At 37.7% G+C, this 15,866-nt stretch carries 12 protein-coding genes; 11 read left to right on the forward strand and 1 reads right to left on the reverse strand.

Annotated elements, in window-relative coordinates; genetic code table 11:
• Positions 1 to 506 precede the first annotated feature (506 nt).
• The 6 genes from BM415_RS19900 (at position 507) to BM415_RS25220 (ending at position 6,410) form a co-directional block, all read left to right on the forward strand.
• A complete protein-coding gene (locus BM415_RS19900; protein ID WP_090727569.1) occupies positions 507 to 1,991 on the forward strand; it encodes a hypothetical protein in 1,485 nt (494 codons plus the stop codon).
• Positions 1,992 to 2,798: 807 nt separating this feature from the next.
• Entirely contained in the window at positions 2,799 to 4,154 is a 1,356-nt protein-coding gene (locus BM415_RS19905) for a hypothetical protein (protein WP_090727570.1), read from the forward strand.
• Between the two features lie 185 nt (positions 4,155 to 4,339).
• The gene (locus BM415_RS19910; RefSeq protein WP_090727571.1) at positions 4,340 to 4,816 is read left to right on the forward strand and encodes an LNS2 domain-containing protein; all 477 of its coding nucleotides are present in this window, start codon (positions 4,340 to 4,342) and stop codon (positions 4,814 to 4,816) included.
• Between the two features lie 179 nt (positions 4,817 to 4,995).
• On the forward strand, positions 4,996 to 5,445 hold the full coding sequence (locus tag BM415_RS19915) for a hypothetical protein (RefSeq protein WP_090727573.1): 450 nt from the start codon (positions 4,996 to 4,998) through the stop codon (positions 5,443 to 5,445).
• A 125-nt stretch (positions 5,446 to 5,570) separates the two neighbouring features.
• Positions 5,571 to 6,242, forward strand: a complete 672-nt coding sequence (locus tag BM415_RS19920) for a hypothetical protein (protein ID WP_139237032.1) — start codon at positions 5,571 to 5,573, stop codon at positions 6,240 to 6,242.
• A gap of 12 nt (positions 6,243 to 6,254) precedes the next feature.
• Positions 6,255 to 6,410 (forward strand): hypothetical protein, encoded by a 156-nt coding sequence (locus tag BM415_RS25220; protein WP_170862568.1) that lies wholly within the window; start codon positions 6,255 to 6,257, stop codon positions 6,408 to 6,410.
• Positions 6,411 to 6,464: 54 nt separating this feature from the next.
• Here BM415_RS25220 and BM415_RS19925 read toward each other — a convergent pair whose 3' ends face one another.
• Positions 6,465 to 7,490 (reverse strand): hypothetical protein, encoded by a 1,026-nt coding sequence (locus BM415_RS19925; protein ID WP_090727575.1) that lies wholly within the window; start codon positions 7,488 to 7,490, stop codon positions 6,465 to 6,467.
• Between the two features lie 309 nt (positions 7,491 to 7,799).
• Between BM415_RS19925 and BM415_RS25225 the strand changes: the two genes are divergently transcribed.
• The 5 genes from BM415_RS25225 (at position 7,800) to BM415_RS19950 (ending at position 15,778) form a co-directional block, all read left to right on the forward strand.
• Positions 7,800 to 7,940 (forward strand): hypothetical protein, encoded by a 141-nt coding sequence (locus BM415_RS25225; RefSeq protein WP_170862569.1) that lies wholly within the window; start codon positions 7,800 to 7,802, stop codon positions 7,938 to 7,940.
• A 116-nt stretch (positions 7,941 to 8,056) separates the two neighbouring features.
• Positions 8,057 to 9,391, forward strand: a complete 1,335-nt coding sequence (locus BM415_RS19930) for a 5'-3' exonuclease (RefSeq protein ID WP_091160968.1) — start codon at positions 8,057 to 8,059, stop codon at positions 9,389 to 9,391.
• A gap of 351 nt (positions 9,392 to 9,742) precedes the next feature.
• Positions 9,743 to 11,845: a GTPase domain-containing protein gene (locus tag BM415_RS19935; RefSeq protein ID WP_090727578.1), complete on the forward strand. Its 2,103-nt coding sequence runs from the start codon at positions 9,743 to 9,745 to the stop codon at positions 11,843 to 11,845.
• Positions 11,846 to 12,947: 1,102 nt separating this feature from the next.
• Complete coding sequence (locus tag BM415_RS19945) at positions 12,948 to 14,735, forward strand: DUF4365 domain-containing protein (protein WP_090727581.1); 1,788 nt, start codon at positions 12,948 to 12,950, stop codon at positions 14,733 to 14,735.
• 596 nt (positions 14,736 to 15,331) lie between these two features.
• Entirely contained in the window at positions 15,332 to 15,778 is a 447-nt protein-coding gene (locus tag BM415_RS19950; RefSeq protein WP_090727583.1) for a hypothetical protein, read from the forward strand.
• Positions 15,779 to 15,866 lie beyond the last annotated feature (88 nt).

The following is a 15,866-nucleotide window of genomic DNA, read 5'->3' on the forward strand; positions in this document are numbered from 1 at the left end:
TAAAGAAAAAGTCGATTAATGTGGAAAAATATTATCAGAATTTTTAGGGAGTAGAATGTATGGTATAGGAGGGAGTAAAATGTATTTTACACGGAGTAGGATGTATGTTCATGGGAGTAGAATGTATTTTACGCGGAGTAGAATGTATTTTTAAGTGTACAATCGGTCTACTTCATTAAATTACCATACATTCTACTCCGATTGACCGATATTGGGGTAAATGTTAATGTCGAAATAGGTTAAAAGCTGACATTTGATATAAAACAAAAAACTTCCGTGCCACCGGAAGTTTGATGTGAGAGATGTGTACCACCACATGTCTCATAAATAAATGTACTAGACCAATGGCGTGCCAGCCTAAATTGATCTCTGCAGCCTTTAACTTCCAATCGGATGTTAAGGGTCTCCTTTAGTTTTGTCTTCTAAAGGAATGATACCAAAATATCCCGCTTTACGTCTACAATCTGAGCATTTTTTTACATATTCTTATGAGAGGAGGTCCAATTATGACGGATGTAGTTTTTGAGTTCACACAGCCCAAAGAATCAGGGAAGAAGGATATCGCACTAACTGATGGATTTATAGATGCTCTGTTCTCCATCTCGGAAAAGATCCATGCCAGTGAGAAGTTCAGAACACGAAGCAATGGTGTTAGTCGACTTGTTTGGCATGTGACTGAAGCTGATTTAATGCTTATGGTTACACTTCATGTGTGCTTCAATTCCGAAGGCAAGCTCCAAAATGTATCAAGACATCAGATTTACAAAAAACTCCATGAACTTTACGAAGATCCATGCTGTGATGATCAGTTCTACATCGCATTTGAAAAATTCGTTAAATTGGGCCTCATTCAAGAAAAGGTAACTGGGGTAATTAGTGAGTTTTCGCTTAATCACTTTATTAATCCTGAAACCAATAAAATTGGACGTATTGTTGTAGTAAATCCTTTTGTGTTTTCGAAACAGTTCACGGATTTGCCGATCTCTGGGCAAAAGTTTGTATTCGATCTACTTCGGAAGCAGGGCAATCAGAAGGGGAAAGATGTCTTCTATTGGTTAAACAAAGAGAAGGGCATCTTGAAGCAGCTGCACAAGCGCCATGTTTATGAGCTCCGGAAACTCTTAGAGCTTCTTTCTAACACACGTATTTCTGACGAGCCTCTTATTAAGTCATGGAACATTGAGGGTAAGAAGGGTACAACCTCAGCAAAATTAACCTGCTTAATTAATGACTCCTACATAAGCGAATACGTCCCAGGAACCCAATATCGGGATGTCCTTCATGGTAAAAGGACACACCGGAGGATTATTCGTCATCTTCAAAAACTCTTATCCGAGAATCTGATAGGAGAATTCGAGTTAATTAATAACGGAAGCGAATTTTTCCAACTTGTTCGTATGCTGAGAGGTAAGAGCTTTAAGTATATTCGCTATGTAGTCGAAAAAATCCGAGAATTATACGAAAAGAACAGAATTTTTCCAACGAATATTTTAGATTTCATCCAAGATGAATTGCGCCATAAGGGTATGGTAGCTTACCTCGAGATCGCTAAAGCTACCGGAGTATATAAATTTATTAGTCCAAGGAAACTCGAAAAGGGTCGACTTTTTGAATTTGCATCCGCTGTGAGTCATCACAGTCTACGCTCATTCGAAAGAATGTGCAGAAAAAGCATAGCAAAGCTCGAACAAAACTATACTCGTCCAGCAGCTTATGATCACACCGATTACGCTAATTTCTCAGATTTAGATCATTATATCGACACTGTTACACTCCGCAGTTATGCATTCTCATTGGAGAAATGTCCTAATAAGTATCAGGACATTGAAATCCAGGCATTAATAAAAGTGGAGAATGGAACTGATCCTTATGAAGTTCGAAAATGGATGCAGAATCAAATAGAAAAACTTCCTTCATGGACTTTGATTCCTGATGTGCCTCATGACTTTAAGGTTGAGGAATTCATCTTAAAGAATATCCAACTTGCCTAGCCTTCGTTTTGAAATTTAAAACTTGAGGGCTGTTTGTGTTGTATCTTCACAAGTCTTAATTTAGTATCATCGGTACTCGAAGTAATGTTGTGATGCATGCAATTAAATATACAATCTCAAACGGATCCCATGATCCTATTTTTTTTGCATAAAATCAGTTAAATACAGAATTATTGAAAACAACACAGGTATCTATTCAGCTAAATACAGAACCAATATTGTTGATAATAAGAGTAAGTTAATTAAAAAATACAATTTCAGATAAATACAGAATTATAGTTGTTGATTGATCCATTATTATATGAATAACAAAGTGATCCAGTAGCAGCAGGACTTTTCTCACCAAATAGGCTTCGGATCTGAAATATTATTCTGTTTTTATGTCATGAATTTTTTCTTCTTTCTGTAATTTTGTATATCTAAAAGATGATTCTCTGTATTTTTCTGTTGATAAGTAGATTGTGATTTGTAGAATAAGGGTTAGAAGCGTTATAAGTAGTTCATTCTTTTATTTATTAGATCTTTCATTTAATAGTTACTACAGCATGACGGTATATCAGTACTTCATGTCTTTAATAATGAAATGGAATATGCTACAATTACCTCATACCTTTTTTATTTATTTCCAGTCCTAGCATGCGCACAAGGGCCATTCTAACAACATTGCACTCCTCTTTCGAGTGACCAACCATGTCTCTTTTAGACAATAATCCCTTTTTATTAGGATTAGAGATTGGTCATTGGAAAGGGCAAGTGCATTTTTTTGTGCCCTACAACCCAAACATCATTCAATAAGGAGGAACAGAGATGACAAAATCAATTAGCCAGGCAACCATTGATGAAGTGAAAAGTGTCGGTGTCTATGAATTAGCGATTCAGATGGGGCATATTGTCAAAAGTGGTGGATCCAGATCATGGGTTACTTATTGTCCAAATCCTAATCATGGCTACGAGAAAACTCCGGACACTTATATTAATAAGTACAAAGGAAACTTTCAGTGTTTTGGTGGAGGTGGATGTGGCTGCAAAGGAGGAGATGCAATTACATATTACTCCTGGAGCCAATATGGTGAGTGGGATAGTAAAAGGAATTTCTTGGATTGTGTGATCGGGATTGCAGATATTATGGGGATCCCTGTCATTTACAATGATGGCTCTTCGTCTGCTCATGAAGCAAGAAGGGATGTCTCAGTCAGAAGCATAACACCACGTCCTGCTATCGAGGATGTAGAACCCCAACCTGACGACGTTTGTGATCGTGTCTATCGTCGTTTTTTATCTCTCTGTCCACTTTACGAGGAGCATGTGAATGAGTGGCGTTCCAAGAGACAGTATACTGACGAGGAGATTGTCTCCATTGGATTGCGTTCTATCCCAAGAGAATACCCAGAAATAAACAGCATTATTAAGATGCTCCTATCCGAGGGTTATAATTTGGAGAGAATACCGGGTTTTACACAGAAATTGCGTAGAAACGGAAATTTTGAGAACCCTCGAGACTGGTACTGGACCATTGCTGCAATGGGTAAATATTTTATTCCAGTTCGTAATGAACTTGGCCAAATTATGCGTTTGAGAATATCGACTGGTAACGGAAAAAGGAAATATTTATGGTTCTCTTCGGGACCGAATATCGAATTTGAGAGTGATCCGATGAAAATGCGTAAAGGAGGAGCTTCTTCTGGTGCTCCCCTAAACATCGTTCCTCCAAATACAATTTTGAAAATTTGGGATCCAGGTGAAGAAATTACTTCTTACATGGGCCAACCAGATCTTGTGGTAGCGACCGAAGGGGAGCACAAGTCGTACTTTTCTGCTAATCGGATTACAAAGTACAAATCAATCTTGATTGGGTTGCCAGGTGCCGGTCAATACAAAGACGTTATCCCTGCTCTAAAGAGGTGGGGTGCGAAGAAGTTAGCGATTGCGCTTGATATGGATGCTCTTGTTGCAAAAGATAAAGAAGGTGGAAAAAACAAGATTGTCTTTGATAATCTTGTGGAATTCGCGAAATTGGCTATAGAGGAAGAGGGCATTGAGGTTGTTATTTGGTGCTGGGATCCTAATGTAGCTAAGGGACTAGATGATTTACTCATGGCTAATGAGTCCCCTGTAGAGATTGACTTGCGGAACAAATCTAGACGCCCTGTACAAGTCGCATAGACTAAGATCTAAGAGCTAATCTAAATATAATTGTGCTAAGAGAAGGATATTAATACTCTAAAACATAGGCTTCTACGATTCTCTTTTTGAATAATCTGTTATCAGAGATTTAAGGTTTATCCAGGACATACTTGGATAAACCTTTTTTTATTTCACTCTATTCATAAAAAAGGGGCGAAAATATAATGCATATTGCTTTAGTTGATATTGATAATACGATCTGCCAAACAAATGAAAAGATATATACCAAAGTAAACAGAATAGACGTTGATCCGCTATCACTACCTCAAGAATTCTTCATGAACAATCCCGATGTATATCTGGATGCAGAACCAGCACTAGGAGCTGCGGAGAAATTGAAGGAGTTTATAGAACAAGGCAATCATCTTTTTTACGTGACTGAGCGTGAAGCGTGGACAAAAACAATTACAGAGTTTTGGTTTAAAGAACATAACTTCCCTAGACTACCAGTCATATACACTGATGATAAGCGCAGGGCAGCATTACGATTAAAGGCGACCCTGTGTATTGAAGATGACCCTTGCGAATTGCAGACGTTAATGGATTTAATCCCTGCACTTGTACCCGCAAAAAATTATAATAAATCATTCGAACGAAGATTTAAGGATTGGTCATCTCTCAATTTGACGAGAGTTGATTAAACACCTGAGCAGATTAGTTTGATAAGGTACTTCGACTCGTACAAAAGAATTTACACACTACAAGCTATTAAACAACTCGATAAGAGGTATCAAGTCTGTCTTCGGACGACCATCCCGCTGGGGAGTAACCTCCTATCGAGTTTTTGTTCTTATATTTTCCTAAACAAGGAGTGACAAGCATGAATAAGTTTAATATTAGAGCTATTGAATACGAAAGAACTGCAGTAAAAAAGTTGAAGAAGCAGGGTAAACTGTTCACTTGCACTAATAATGAAAATTACATCGATAAAGTGGACAACAAATTTATTTATTTTCGAACGAAAAAAAGCACGAATGCCAATAAGGTCCCAAGGGAGCTGATCCGGAGGGCGATTGCTTACCTATTATATAAACGAAGTGTAACACGCCAGCAGTTGGAGAAATTTAATCATTTTAATTCATTCATTATGGGTTTCATTCGGTTAGCACTTGTAGATATCAAGCAAATTGCACGTCTGCAAGTTCTTGCGACACGGGCACATCGAATTGTAATGAAGGGGATCCGTTTCTTCTTCGCCGGCCTCGATCGTGACCCAGCCATGATGTATATGATCAAAGAATATTCACAGGCACCAGGGAGCTGGTTCTGATGAGTTATTGGCATCTACGTCATGATACTCATGAAAATTGGAAGAAGAATGCCCGGAGATATAAATGTAAGGTGCTATTGGATTCAGGTGAATTTTCGTACTACAAGGCAAGAAGAACACTTAGAATGGAACAACGTATTTTATCAACAATGATTGAAGGGACCCAACAATGGAAACAACAACTCTATGTTGTGGAAGAACAAGCTCGTAAGACGATTCCTATATCCATAAAAGAGTATGCAACATTTGTGAATAAGCATCGAGACATTTTGTTTGGTTGCTTCAATCTTGATGTTGTGGGCGACCCTTGTAAGAGCAAAATCAATGCCAATTATCTTCGTTCTAAAGGCGTAAACCCGATTGAGATATGGCACCCTCAAAGTGGTTTTGATGCGCTAGGCAAACTCGTAGCGGAGGACCATGAACTGTTGGCTATCGGAGGAATGGTGTTTCTAAGCGAAGAGGAAAGAGTCCGTATCTTAGATAAGATTTTCTCCTTGTATCCGGATCAGCCATTTCACATCCTTGGCTGCAGCTCACGTGCATTGTATCGGTATCCAATTCATTCTAGTGATTCGACCGGTCCAATTATGGGGAGAAGATATCTTTCTCTTATAACGGAAAACGGACATGAGAAGGCGGACCAAGATCATGATTGGCATGACTGGACAGAGGATGAAGCGCTTGTCTTCAATATTCATCAACTTTCAAAATTGGAGGAGGCCTACGAAGGTGTGCAAATTGAACTTGTCAGCCCTCCCGCGATGCATACTGGGGTGCAAATGAGTATTTTTTAAGGGGGATGGAAAATGATAGAATTTATTAAGACGTATTATATTGAAATCGCAGCGGTTATCGTAGGATTATACTTATTTCTAAAGGTGAAACGAGTGTTGCGTAAAATTCTGGGTATTATCTTAAGTCTAGCTGTCATCGCAAGATTAATTACACTGTATACCATTTGAGTTTATAAGAAGCCCCGTCCGAGAGGACGAGGCTTCATTTTTCGTCTAACGTATTTATCCACGATTTCTGAAAGCAATAATTTTCCCATTAGAGGTTTGTTCCAGCACTTTGTTTTTTTGATCGATTTGAGATCTCCATTCAGCTTGCTGTGCTTCAAGGGATTGAACCATTTGATCTGTCCATTCCGGAATTTCTTTACTTGGGAAGGGGGGAGGAGCGAGTCCGGTGCTCTTAAACTCCATTTTAACAGGAACAGTTTTCCCGGATAATTCATAAGCAAGTCGTTGCCTCTTCTCGCAATCAGCCCTCCAAGCAAATAAGATTGATTCTCCATATGGGGAATCGGGGAAAAGCTCTCGCCAGGTCACTCTGGGCTCTTCCATTCCGAATTGATGCACGATCAGTTGATAGGTCTTTGATGGGTGAGCGAGCCTAATTGCATTAAGAATTTTGAATGTCCTGGAGAGAAACAGGACTTCGAGTGGTATAAATGCTTTTCCCCAACCACTAAATAATTCATTGACAGATGGATTCAAGTTTAGCATTCCTACTACACCAAAGATTATCATGATGGTATTTACGACCAGCTGAGAGAAAAGCGGCTGACCAAGGATTTTCCTTAGAGAAGGTTTTGCCTCCGGATCAACAGAAGAAAATTTCGCATTGATATATATACGTTCTCTAAAGTCTGCTATGACAGTCTTGTACATATCATCGAAGGCGTTGCTCTTCTTGTCATCTGTCGTTGCCCCAGGAGGGGAAAGTAAGTATAGCAAGTGCAGTGGTGCAATATAAGGCGTGTTCTTCCACCGTAAAAACTCCAATTCGTAATGCCGCTTTCGAATGTGTTCCACCGACTTGAATAATATATCTGATCTCATAAATAGAAAGGAGATAATGATGACAAGGATCCAATCCCAATATTCCATGAATACGGATGCTAGCATCTGGTTGTATGTGCTAAACGGGTTTATCGATCCAGAAAATAATTGAATAATAAAGGTAATGGGGTAGGCAGCAACTGCCAGTATTAAAGTAATTTTAAGCAAGAGCCATACTGGTTTCATTGCTTCACTCATTGTTCTCACCTCATTGTTATATGTGATCCTATTATACAACCTCACGGAGGGTCCAGCACTCTTTTAGGGGATAGACTTTTTCCAAGATCTTGTGATAATATCAAGTCATACCTTAACTTACTACAGTTTATTTCCACTCGGCGTCATGCGACTTAACCGAGCTTTCTAAAATTTTGTTTTTTCTGACTGTGAATCGCGTTTTAATTAAAACGACCAAAGACACTCTATTCTTAGTAGTGTCATTAATCCTGGTTCTTTTAATTTTTACGCGATTTTTTGCGTTATCTGAAACTAAAGGAGTTATAGCAGATGAAGAGTTGCTACGAGTTTGAGCTTCGGAAATTGATTATTACTTATGGCATCGAGTTTGTGTCTTATATGGTTGAAAAACTGTGGAACACCCCTCAAAATGAGCAACCGAGCTTGAAACAGCTTGTTGGCGCCGAGTAAGTGTTCAAGAGGATCTTTAAATGCTTCGTATTTGAATTTGAGTAAGGGACTTATTGCGAATCACAACGCAAAAAGTCCCTTTTTTTATTTCGAACTTTAAATTAAGGAGGAGTTATATGATTGTAAATATTGGCGTATTGTTTTCTCCCGTTGGTACAGTCTCTAGCACATTTACTAGTTTGGCTAGCTTGGCAAAACAGATTCCTTCGTCAGCAGGGAAGGTCACTAATGTGGAATTGGATAATTTTCGGTTCAAGGTTCAGTTAAGTGATGATATTGATGGAGATCAGCAATTCAGCGTCACCCAAATAGGTGAGTTATTCGAGTTATCATTGGCAGGACTTTCTTCTTCAACGCTAAGAGCTGCCTTAAATGATCTGGCTAATAAGCTAAGGTCTGAGCAAATAAGACAGGGAGCAATCCTGGATGTGAAGACATTGAAATTAAAGGATATGAAGCTCTCTGTTGAACTCGACAAATCACCTTTTCAGGTGAAAACATATAGCCAGTCCGTTAAGAAAGCCCAGGTCATGAATGAAAAATCGGTAATTTCAAAGGATATCATGAGATCGAATAACAGATTGCTGTTGGTTGATGCAAGCAACTTAATTAGTGCTTGTTACTTTGCCACCGCTTACGGGAAAGAGGAAAAGGATCTAATGAAATCCTCTACTGGTGTGTACACAAATGCGATTAAAGCTTTAGTAGACCGTTTTATCAGCATTGTACGCATCTATGCGCCAACTCATGTGGCCATTGCTGTTGATGAAAAGAGAGAGCTTCTGCTGAGGCGTGAGATTTATCCAGAATACAAAGCCAACAGAGATGGAAAGGAGAAACCTCAATCCTTGATTGATCAAATCAAATTGTCATATGAATTGTTTGATGCGATGAATCTACCTCAAGTTAAAGTTGATCGAATGGAAGCAGATGATGTTATTGGTCATTTTGCTAAGAGATTCATTGCGGAGGAACGTGGTGACGTTATTGTACTTAGCAATGACAAGGATTTGTTCCAGCTGTTAGATGGTAACGTGACTCAAGTTTTGAGTCAAAACGTAGAAATGACCAGAGATGCCTTTCTTGCCAAGTACGATGGACTCACCCCAGAACAATTTGCTGACTTTAAAGCACTTTGTGGTGAGGACAGCGATAATATTCCTGGGGTTCCGGGGGTTGGAGAAAAGACAGCAACTAAACTTCTAAAAGACTTCGGTACTGTGGAAGAAGTTTTATTAAACACAGATAGTCTGAAAGGAAAATTGAAAGAAAAGCTGGAACAATTTGCTGAGGCAGCTCATATGAGCAAGCAGCTGGCAATGCTCTATACGGATTCGTCAGCACTTCAGGACATCAACTTTGATGAACTTGTAATGAAGATTAACAAAGAAGGTATGCGGAGTGTTCTAGAGGAATTAGAAATAAATATTTCTAAAATATCAGCTGCTTAGTATTTCTTTTTGAGAAATGGGAGTGTTTTTCTCTACAGGGCAGTGCTAATGAAGTATAAATGTAATTGTAAAAGTCTTGATCTGGTGGCGAATGTTAGCTTCAAAAAATTTTATTTTGGAAATGTTTGTTGACATGTACAGGTGGTAATCAGTATATTGGAAATAATTTCATATCGCATCAGATTCAGAACGCTGCGCGGGCCGCAGTATTATGTTCTGTAAGTCTACTTCGAACAGACTTTGATGGCCGGTCTTTTTTATGGGCATAGTCTGTGTTTTTCAGACTGTGCCCTTTCCGTTTTCATTAAATATCATCGAAGGTGCGCCGTGAAAACATCCTAAGGAGGTTTTATGGTGTTAGCAAATTCTTTTGAACTTACTCTAGAACGTATTAAAGAATTGCTTTTTAAGCAAGCAAGTGCACCTGTTATAGCTATCGCTGGGCCATCGGGTAGCACGAAGTCGACAACGTTAGCTGAGATTTTGGTAGATGAATATAAGAAGCTCCTCTCTCAAAACATCGGAAGCAAGCAGACAAGTTTATTTGATACCCTCTTAATGTTGAACTCTGAGATTGGAGACGGTAAAGTCATCCTTCAAATTAAAACAAAATCTACGGATAAGATAACATTTAAACATCAAATCGAACAGGCCTTTGGTGCGTATCTATACGCTAACAGAGATGACTTGGATGATCTGGTATTCGATGAAACAATAATTAAACAAGTGCTAGACCCAACAAACAGAGCCTATCATTTTTATGAACATATAGTTCAGCAAGCAGGAGAAGTTTTATCTGGTGGAAATCCTTGTCCTACAGTGCAACAACTTCAAGAAGTTCTCTTCAAACTGTATAAGCAAATTTCTCCGGATTTCCTAGATCGTGTTCGCCAAAGAGAGAAAGAATCGAAAACTATCACACCAAGACCAAGAAAAGAACTTCTCTACCAGCTTGAAATCAGTAGCCAGCTTGAGCAACATCCTACGCTAATGGAAAATTATTACGATTGGTTTGATCAACTTCACGATTATGTTATGAGTCAAATCAAATCAATTTGTAAAGAGGTCGAATCTGGGACCTATATCTTTGTTGGAGAGGTCACTCAAAATGAAGTGCATGACTTAGTGAAGAAGGCTTATAACAAACAAAGTCCATATTCAATCGCAGTAGAGCAGTTCGCTTTTATGGTAAAGCCTAGCACAGAATTCAGTAAGCTTTATGAGGAAACCTATAGAGAACACCAGTATGAGAATAAAATTCTACGTCTCAATATTTTGGATACACCAGGTCTTACCCAAGTTTCGGAAGACAAATCAGATATTCAAGATGCATTGGAACGCGTACTGAATATGAACTTTAATGCTTTAATGTTTCTTTGCGGGAGTAGCAGATCTACAACGGAATTCATGATTTCTCAAGAGTTACTGATCAGTTCTAAGAAGAGACTTGATAAACGACCATTATCGTTCGTTCGTACTAAAGCGGATACTGTGATTGATTCCGCACTTCGAGAAAAGTCTCGGTCTATTACCGGTTCTGGACAGCTAACTCCAGATTTCATAGCACAAGAAGCTGAAGCTGCTTACCAGGTACTTATTGACGAGGTTGCCATAGACAATGAAATATTTGCAAAAGTAGGGATAACTCCAAGTATCGCTGGTAGGCACGTTGACTTTATATGTATGGAGCTTGACCGATTAGGGATAATTAATGATCATCTGAGTAAAAAAATCACAACCGATAAATTGTATCGCTTATTAATTGACTTATCCTTAACTGTTCATAATATGTATTCACCCGCACCTAAAGACGGCGTCAAATATTGTGTTCAAAGTGAACAAGCGGATCAACCGGCTATGCAGATCAATATGAATGGGTACATGAATAAAATAACAGATCAGTTCGCTCAAAAGATGGTCCAGCTAAATGAGAGGCATAAAAACTCTTACCTCAATTATATAGAGACAAAGTATGCCTTCCATGGCAGATCGGTTAGTACTTATGTATGGAAGCATCGTAACGGTATAGGCCATACAACTAACGCAAATGTTTACGAAAATTTTAGTCTCCATATCTGCAGTATGATCGAGAGGTGGATGAATGAGTTTTTCTCGGGTTGGAAGACAGACTTTGATATTGACTTCTCCAACCTCAATCCAATTCATGGTTCTGGCCAAGCTGTCATTAATGAAGCGCGGAGCGCTCTAACAAAGCAATTTAATCTGCATAGGCACCAAATTGTGCGGTCGATCGCGAAATCATTCAGTTATGATTTACTAAAAGAACCCTTTGAGATGTGCTTTTTGTATACTTCATCGGATAGTGGATTTAGAAAAAGCATGACCCTGTTCAATAAGAAATACAGTGATTTTGAATACTGGAAAAACGGAATTGAAATGTGTTTGAAAATTGAGCTCGAAGCATTACTAGCTAAGATGTATCTTTACGAATGATTAAACAAACAAAAGCGCTTTGCTCCTCATGGACAAACTAGAAAGGCCAGCGTGGGTTACAACCACTGCTGGCTTAATTTGTTCATTTAGTAGCTGGCCCTGTGAGATATAAAAAACTCATTTTAGGATGTTTTCAGACGGATATGTGGGGTATTAACCATTATTGCACTGCGGTTGTCTAAGCTTTAATTTACGGGAGTGATGATTCATGCGGCTCCATCTACTTTTTATAGTCTATACGAGGAAATTTAAAATGTGATATGATGCTTATATACCATACGTTTCTCACATTTTTTTCTCTCTAGCCAGCGCAGAAGAGAGCATTTTAACACTTTCAATGCACTTTTTTAAGTGACCAAGGTTAAATGACACACCACACGTGTGTACTTTTTCTGGTTTCTTGAAGAAGTGCTTTTTTGTGTTTGTTTACTTTTTCAAATGCTGGTAAAAATCGTGCAACGTATTTTATATAAATAAATATATCTTGAAGGAGTGATTACACAATGAATTCGTTAATCGTGTTTTTAATGGTGTATGTGGTTTTGATGGTCCTATTCTTCTTTTTGTATAAGATGGACTACCAAAAGGGGCGAATCTCGACTGGTATGATCATATTCCAAATTAGCATGTTTCACTTGTTCGTGTTAGTAAACATGATAGTTATGGTTAAGCATGAATTTGGCTAGGAGATCCCTTTCATAGTATTTAGATTAAGGAGAAACAGAAAATGACGACTAAGACTTTGGAGTGGCAAATCGATTTGCTATCTAGCTTGTGGATGTTAGCACTAACTATGCGGGGTGGTTCAGAATTGATCAACAGAACTGAAAGGAACTGCATTACTAATCAGAATCTTTGCATTGAATTAATGGCGAATAAGCTCCAGCAAGCAAAAGGGTAAGTAGGAGACTGCTTAGCCCTTTTTTTGTCGAGAAAATAACGACTAGTAATAGTAAAAAAGGAGAGTATTATTAAGCGGATACTCTCTACTTTCAGATATAATATTGATAACAATAAATTTAGGGAAATAAAACTAAAAGAGTTATTTGGTAACTATAAGGCAGGATTGAAAAAGTATTTCTAATGAGAGGGTCATAATCATATGAAAAGTGTAAAGTTCTCCAATAGTCAAATCGAGCTGAAGGCAGTAAATGCAGTAGTTAATGCGGCAGTTCAACCACATTCATATTTAATTCCAAACATTCCAGTTGGAGACAAGGGTGTTTCCTTTGATGGTGATATCCAAGTTTTTTCAGATAGTTCTGAAAGAAAGGAGTCCTTAATAGGTATTGTTCCTGTACAGGTGAAGGGAACTCAAGTAGTCCAATTTCATGGAGGCATTCGTTCATTTTCAATGAATTTGGCACATTATAAAAACTATTTAAATCATGATGGAGTATTGTTGCTAGTGGTTGAAATAAAAGCAAGTGGTGAGACAAAAATATTTTATAAGTCACTATTAAGCCTAGAGCTAAAACAACTAATAGAAGGGCGACCTCAAACTAAAACAAAGTCTATAAGATTACGTCCTTTGGATGAGACAACATTATACAAAGTGTGTCGTAAATTCCTAGTTGAAAAAAAATTTCAACCAAGAGTTCTATTAGAGAGAAAAGCTAACAACTTAGATTTTAAAAATTTCACTTTAACTAGTCTAACTTTTGATTTAAGTGATCCAAAAACGAGCAATATTTTTGATCATGACTTCACTATGTATGGAACTGACAGTACTGATTTACGCCATCCGCTTAGTATTAATAGAATTACTGCTCTAACTAAAAAAGATATAATTAAAATCGACGTTAATAATAATTCTTATGATCTATACTCAGAAATTACTTTTGAAGATGACAGGTTAACTATTCAATTAGAAAAGGATGTAAAGATCATAATTTCAGAAAATGCGAATATTTTTCGGTTAGAGTTTATTGGTTTTACTTCTCTTTCATCACAACTACGAGTAGTGCCGTTTCTAAAAGATTTACTTATCAGCAAAAAAATAGAATTCAATGATAATGTATTCCAATTTAACGACGATTTTAAAGTGGACTTCGATTATGAAGAGTATCAAGTATTTCTTAATCATACTAAGGATGTTTTTGAACTGTTGGGTATCCCAGAAGATACAATTTTTGAAGAGCAGGAAGATGAAGATATTGAGTCTCAACTCCGCTCTTTGATTGAAACAGTGCACAGTAACAAGCTTACCAGAATATCTATAGTTGATCCGCATCTGGTCAGATTTATCAATCTTCGTATAGGAAACCAAACTATCTCGTTATTTTATGAGCCTGATTCCGGTATGATTCTTAAGAACGCATTTTCTCAGACAATGCTAGACCAAGAAGTATTAATACAATATGATCAGCAAAAGGATAGAAATGAGCATAGTGTGTATGCTTTACTTAATGAAAAATTCTTAATGTCAATAAACTTCGATTCCAAAATCGTCAAGCAATCATTTGATATGATAGATCCTTTCACAAATAATGATGTGTTTAACACAACAAATCATTTTTGTTTATCCTGTATTAGAGCGTACGACATTTGCAAAAATGGGGAACTTTTAAGCATAGCGATCCATATTTATGATAAATATATAGCTGCATTGGGTTCTATAGAGGAGTATTCTGGTAATGACTCTGTAGTACTTGTGAATATGTTACAGGTAAAAAAGCGACAACAAAATTTGAACTTTGATGACAAACAAATTTTGTATCGACTCAGACGTCAAGCAGTTCGTTCAGATAACCATGAACTTCTCTTTTGTGTGAATATACTATTAGATTATGTGGATGAAGCACAGTTTGCATATAATCTAATGTCGATAGAGCAACAACAACAATACAAAGATATGCCTATATTTATGTTATTTCACCTGATGACCTAATTTACTGAGGTGATAATGGATAGATTGTCGTTTTTAATTTGAAACGCACGCCCCATATTACAGAAGGAAGTTACTCCGAAATTTGATAATTATGAAAGAAAAAGGCCTGCAGATTACAGATCTCCTGCAGGCCTATGTTTGTAGGATGTTAGTTCCTTTTTTAAATTCTTTGTTCGGTTTAACAAAGTTTAATTCCATGCTATAATTATAGCTATACCATTATATAATTCACTCCTCTCTTCAGCAGGCGCAGAAGAGCATTCTAAGTAAGAAACACCTGACAAGGTGATCAAGGTTGAATTCACACTACACGTGTGTCCATTCCTCTTTGATTCTTGGTCAGGTGTTTTTTATATATGCCTACAACCCAATTATGAGGAAAGGAAGAGATTAAAATTGAACAAAACACAAGGTGAAATCGCCTATGAGGCTGATACGAGGAGACGGTCGACCTATCACGATGGGACACCTCGTAAGAAATGGTCAGAACTTAGCGAAATAGCACGCTGCTCTTGGGAACAACACCTAGGGAAGCCAGATTTAACAGGGAAAATGGATCGTTTACAGAAGACATTATGAGAAGAGGAAAAATAGGCATGAATCAAAAATTGAACTTGTTAGTCACGTTGAGTCTAAACAAGCCCATTAAAGATACTACTGAGGTCGCTAAGAATGTAGCAGAAGGCATTTTGCATCAAGCAATGAATGTTGGAATTACTTTAAGGGACGACGAAGGATTTATCACCGATATCAAGGTTGCAAAATCTGATGGGACACCACAGATGCATGTAAAGGCCGGCCATCACCCAAAATTTTTGAGAATTGAAAATCAAGTATTTATGGATGGTCCAACTGAGAAGCAAAAGACTGCAATGGAATTAGTTGCAAATGGTCTTTTATCAATTGCTCACGATATGGAAAACGACGAAAGGTTTCGGAAATGGATCGAAACAACTTTGTTCTTTAATCATTTTAATCAAAGTATTGATGAAGTAGGTCGACTCATACAGCACATGATTTTGGAGACAGAAGAAAGGTATTAATTTACTGGAGTGGACTTCATTTTTTATGATCCGCTCCTTCTGTTGGATTGAGTCATTAGCTTTAGATGATACGGAGCCCACTCTATTT

The organism is Paenibacillus sp. 453mf (assembly GCF_900116105.1).
In the GTDB taxonomy this organism is placed as follows: Bacteria; Bacillota; Bacilli; order Paenibacillales; family Paenibacillaceae; genus Paenibacillus; species Paenibacillus provencensis.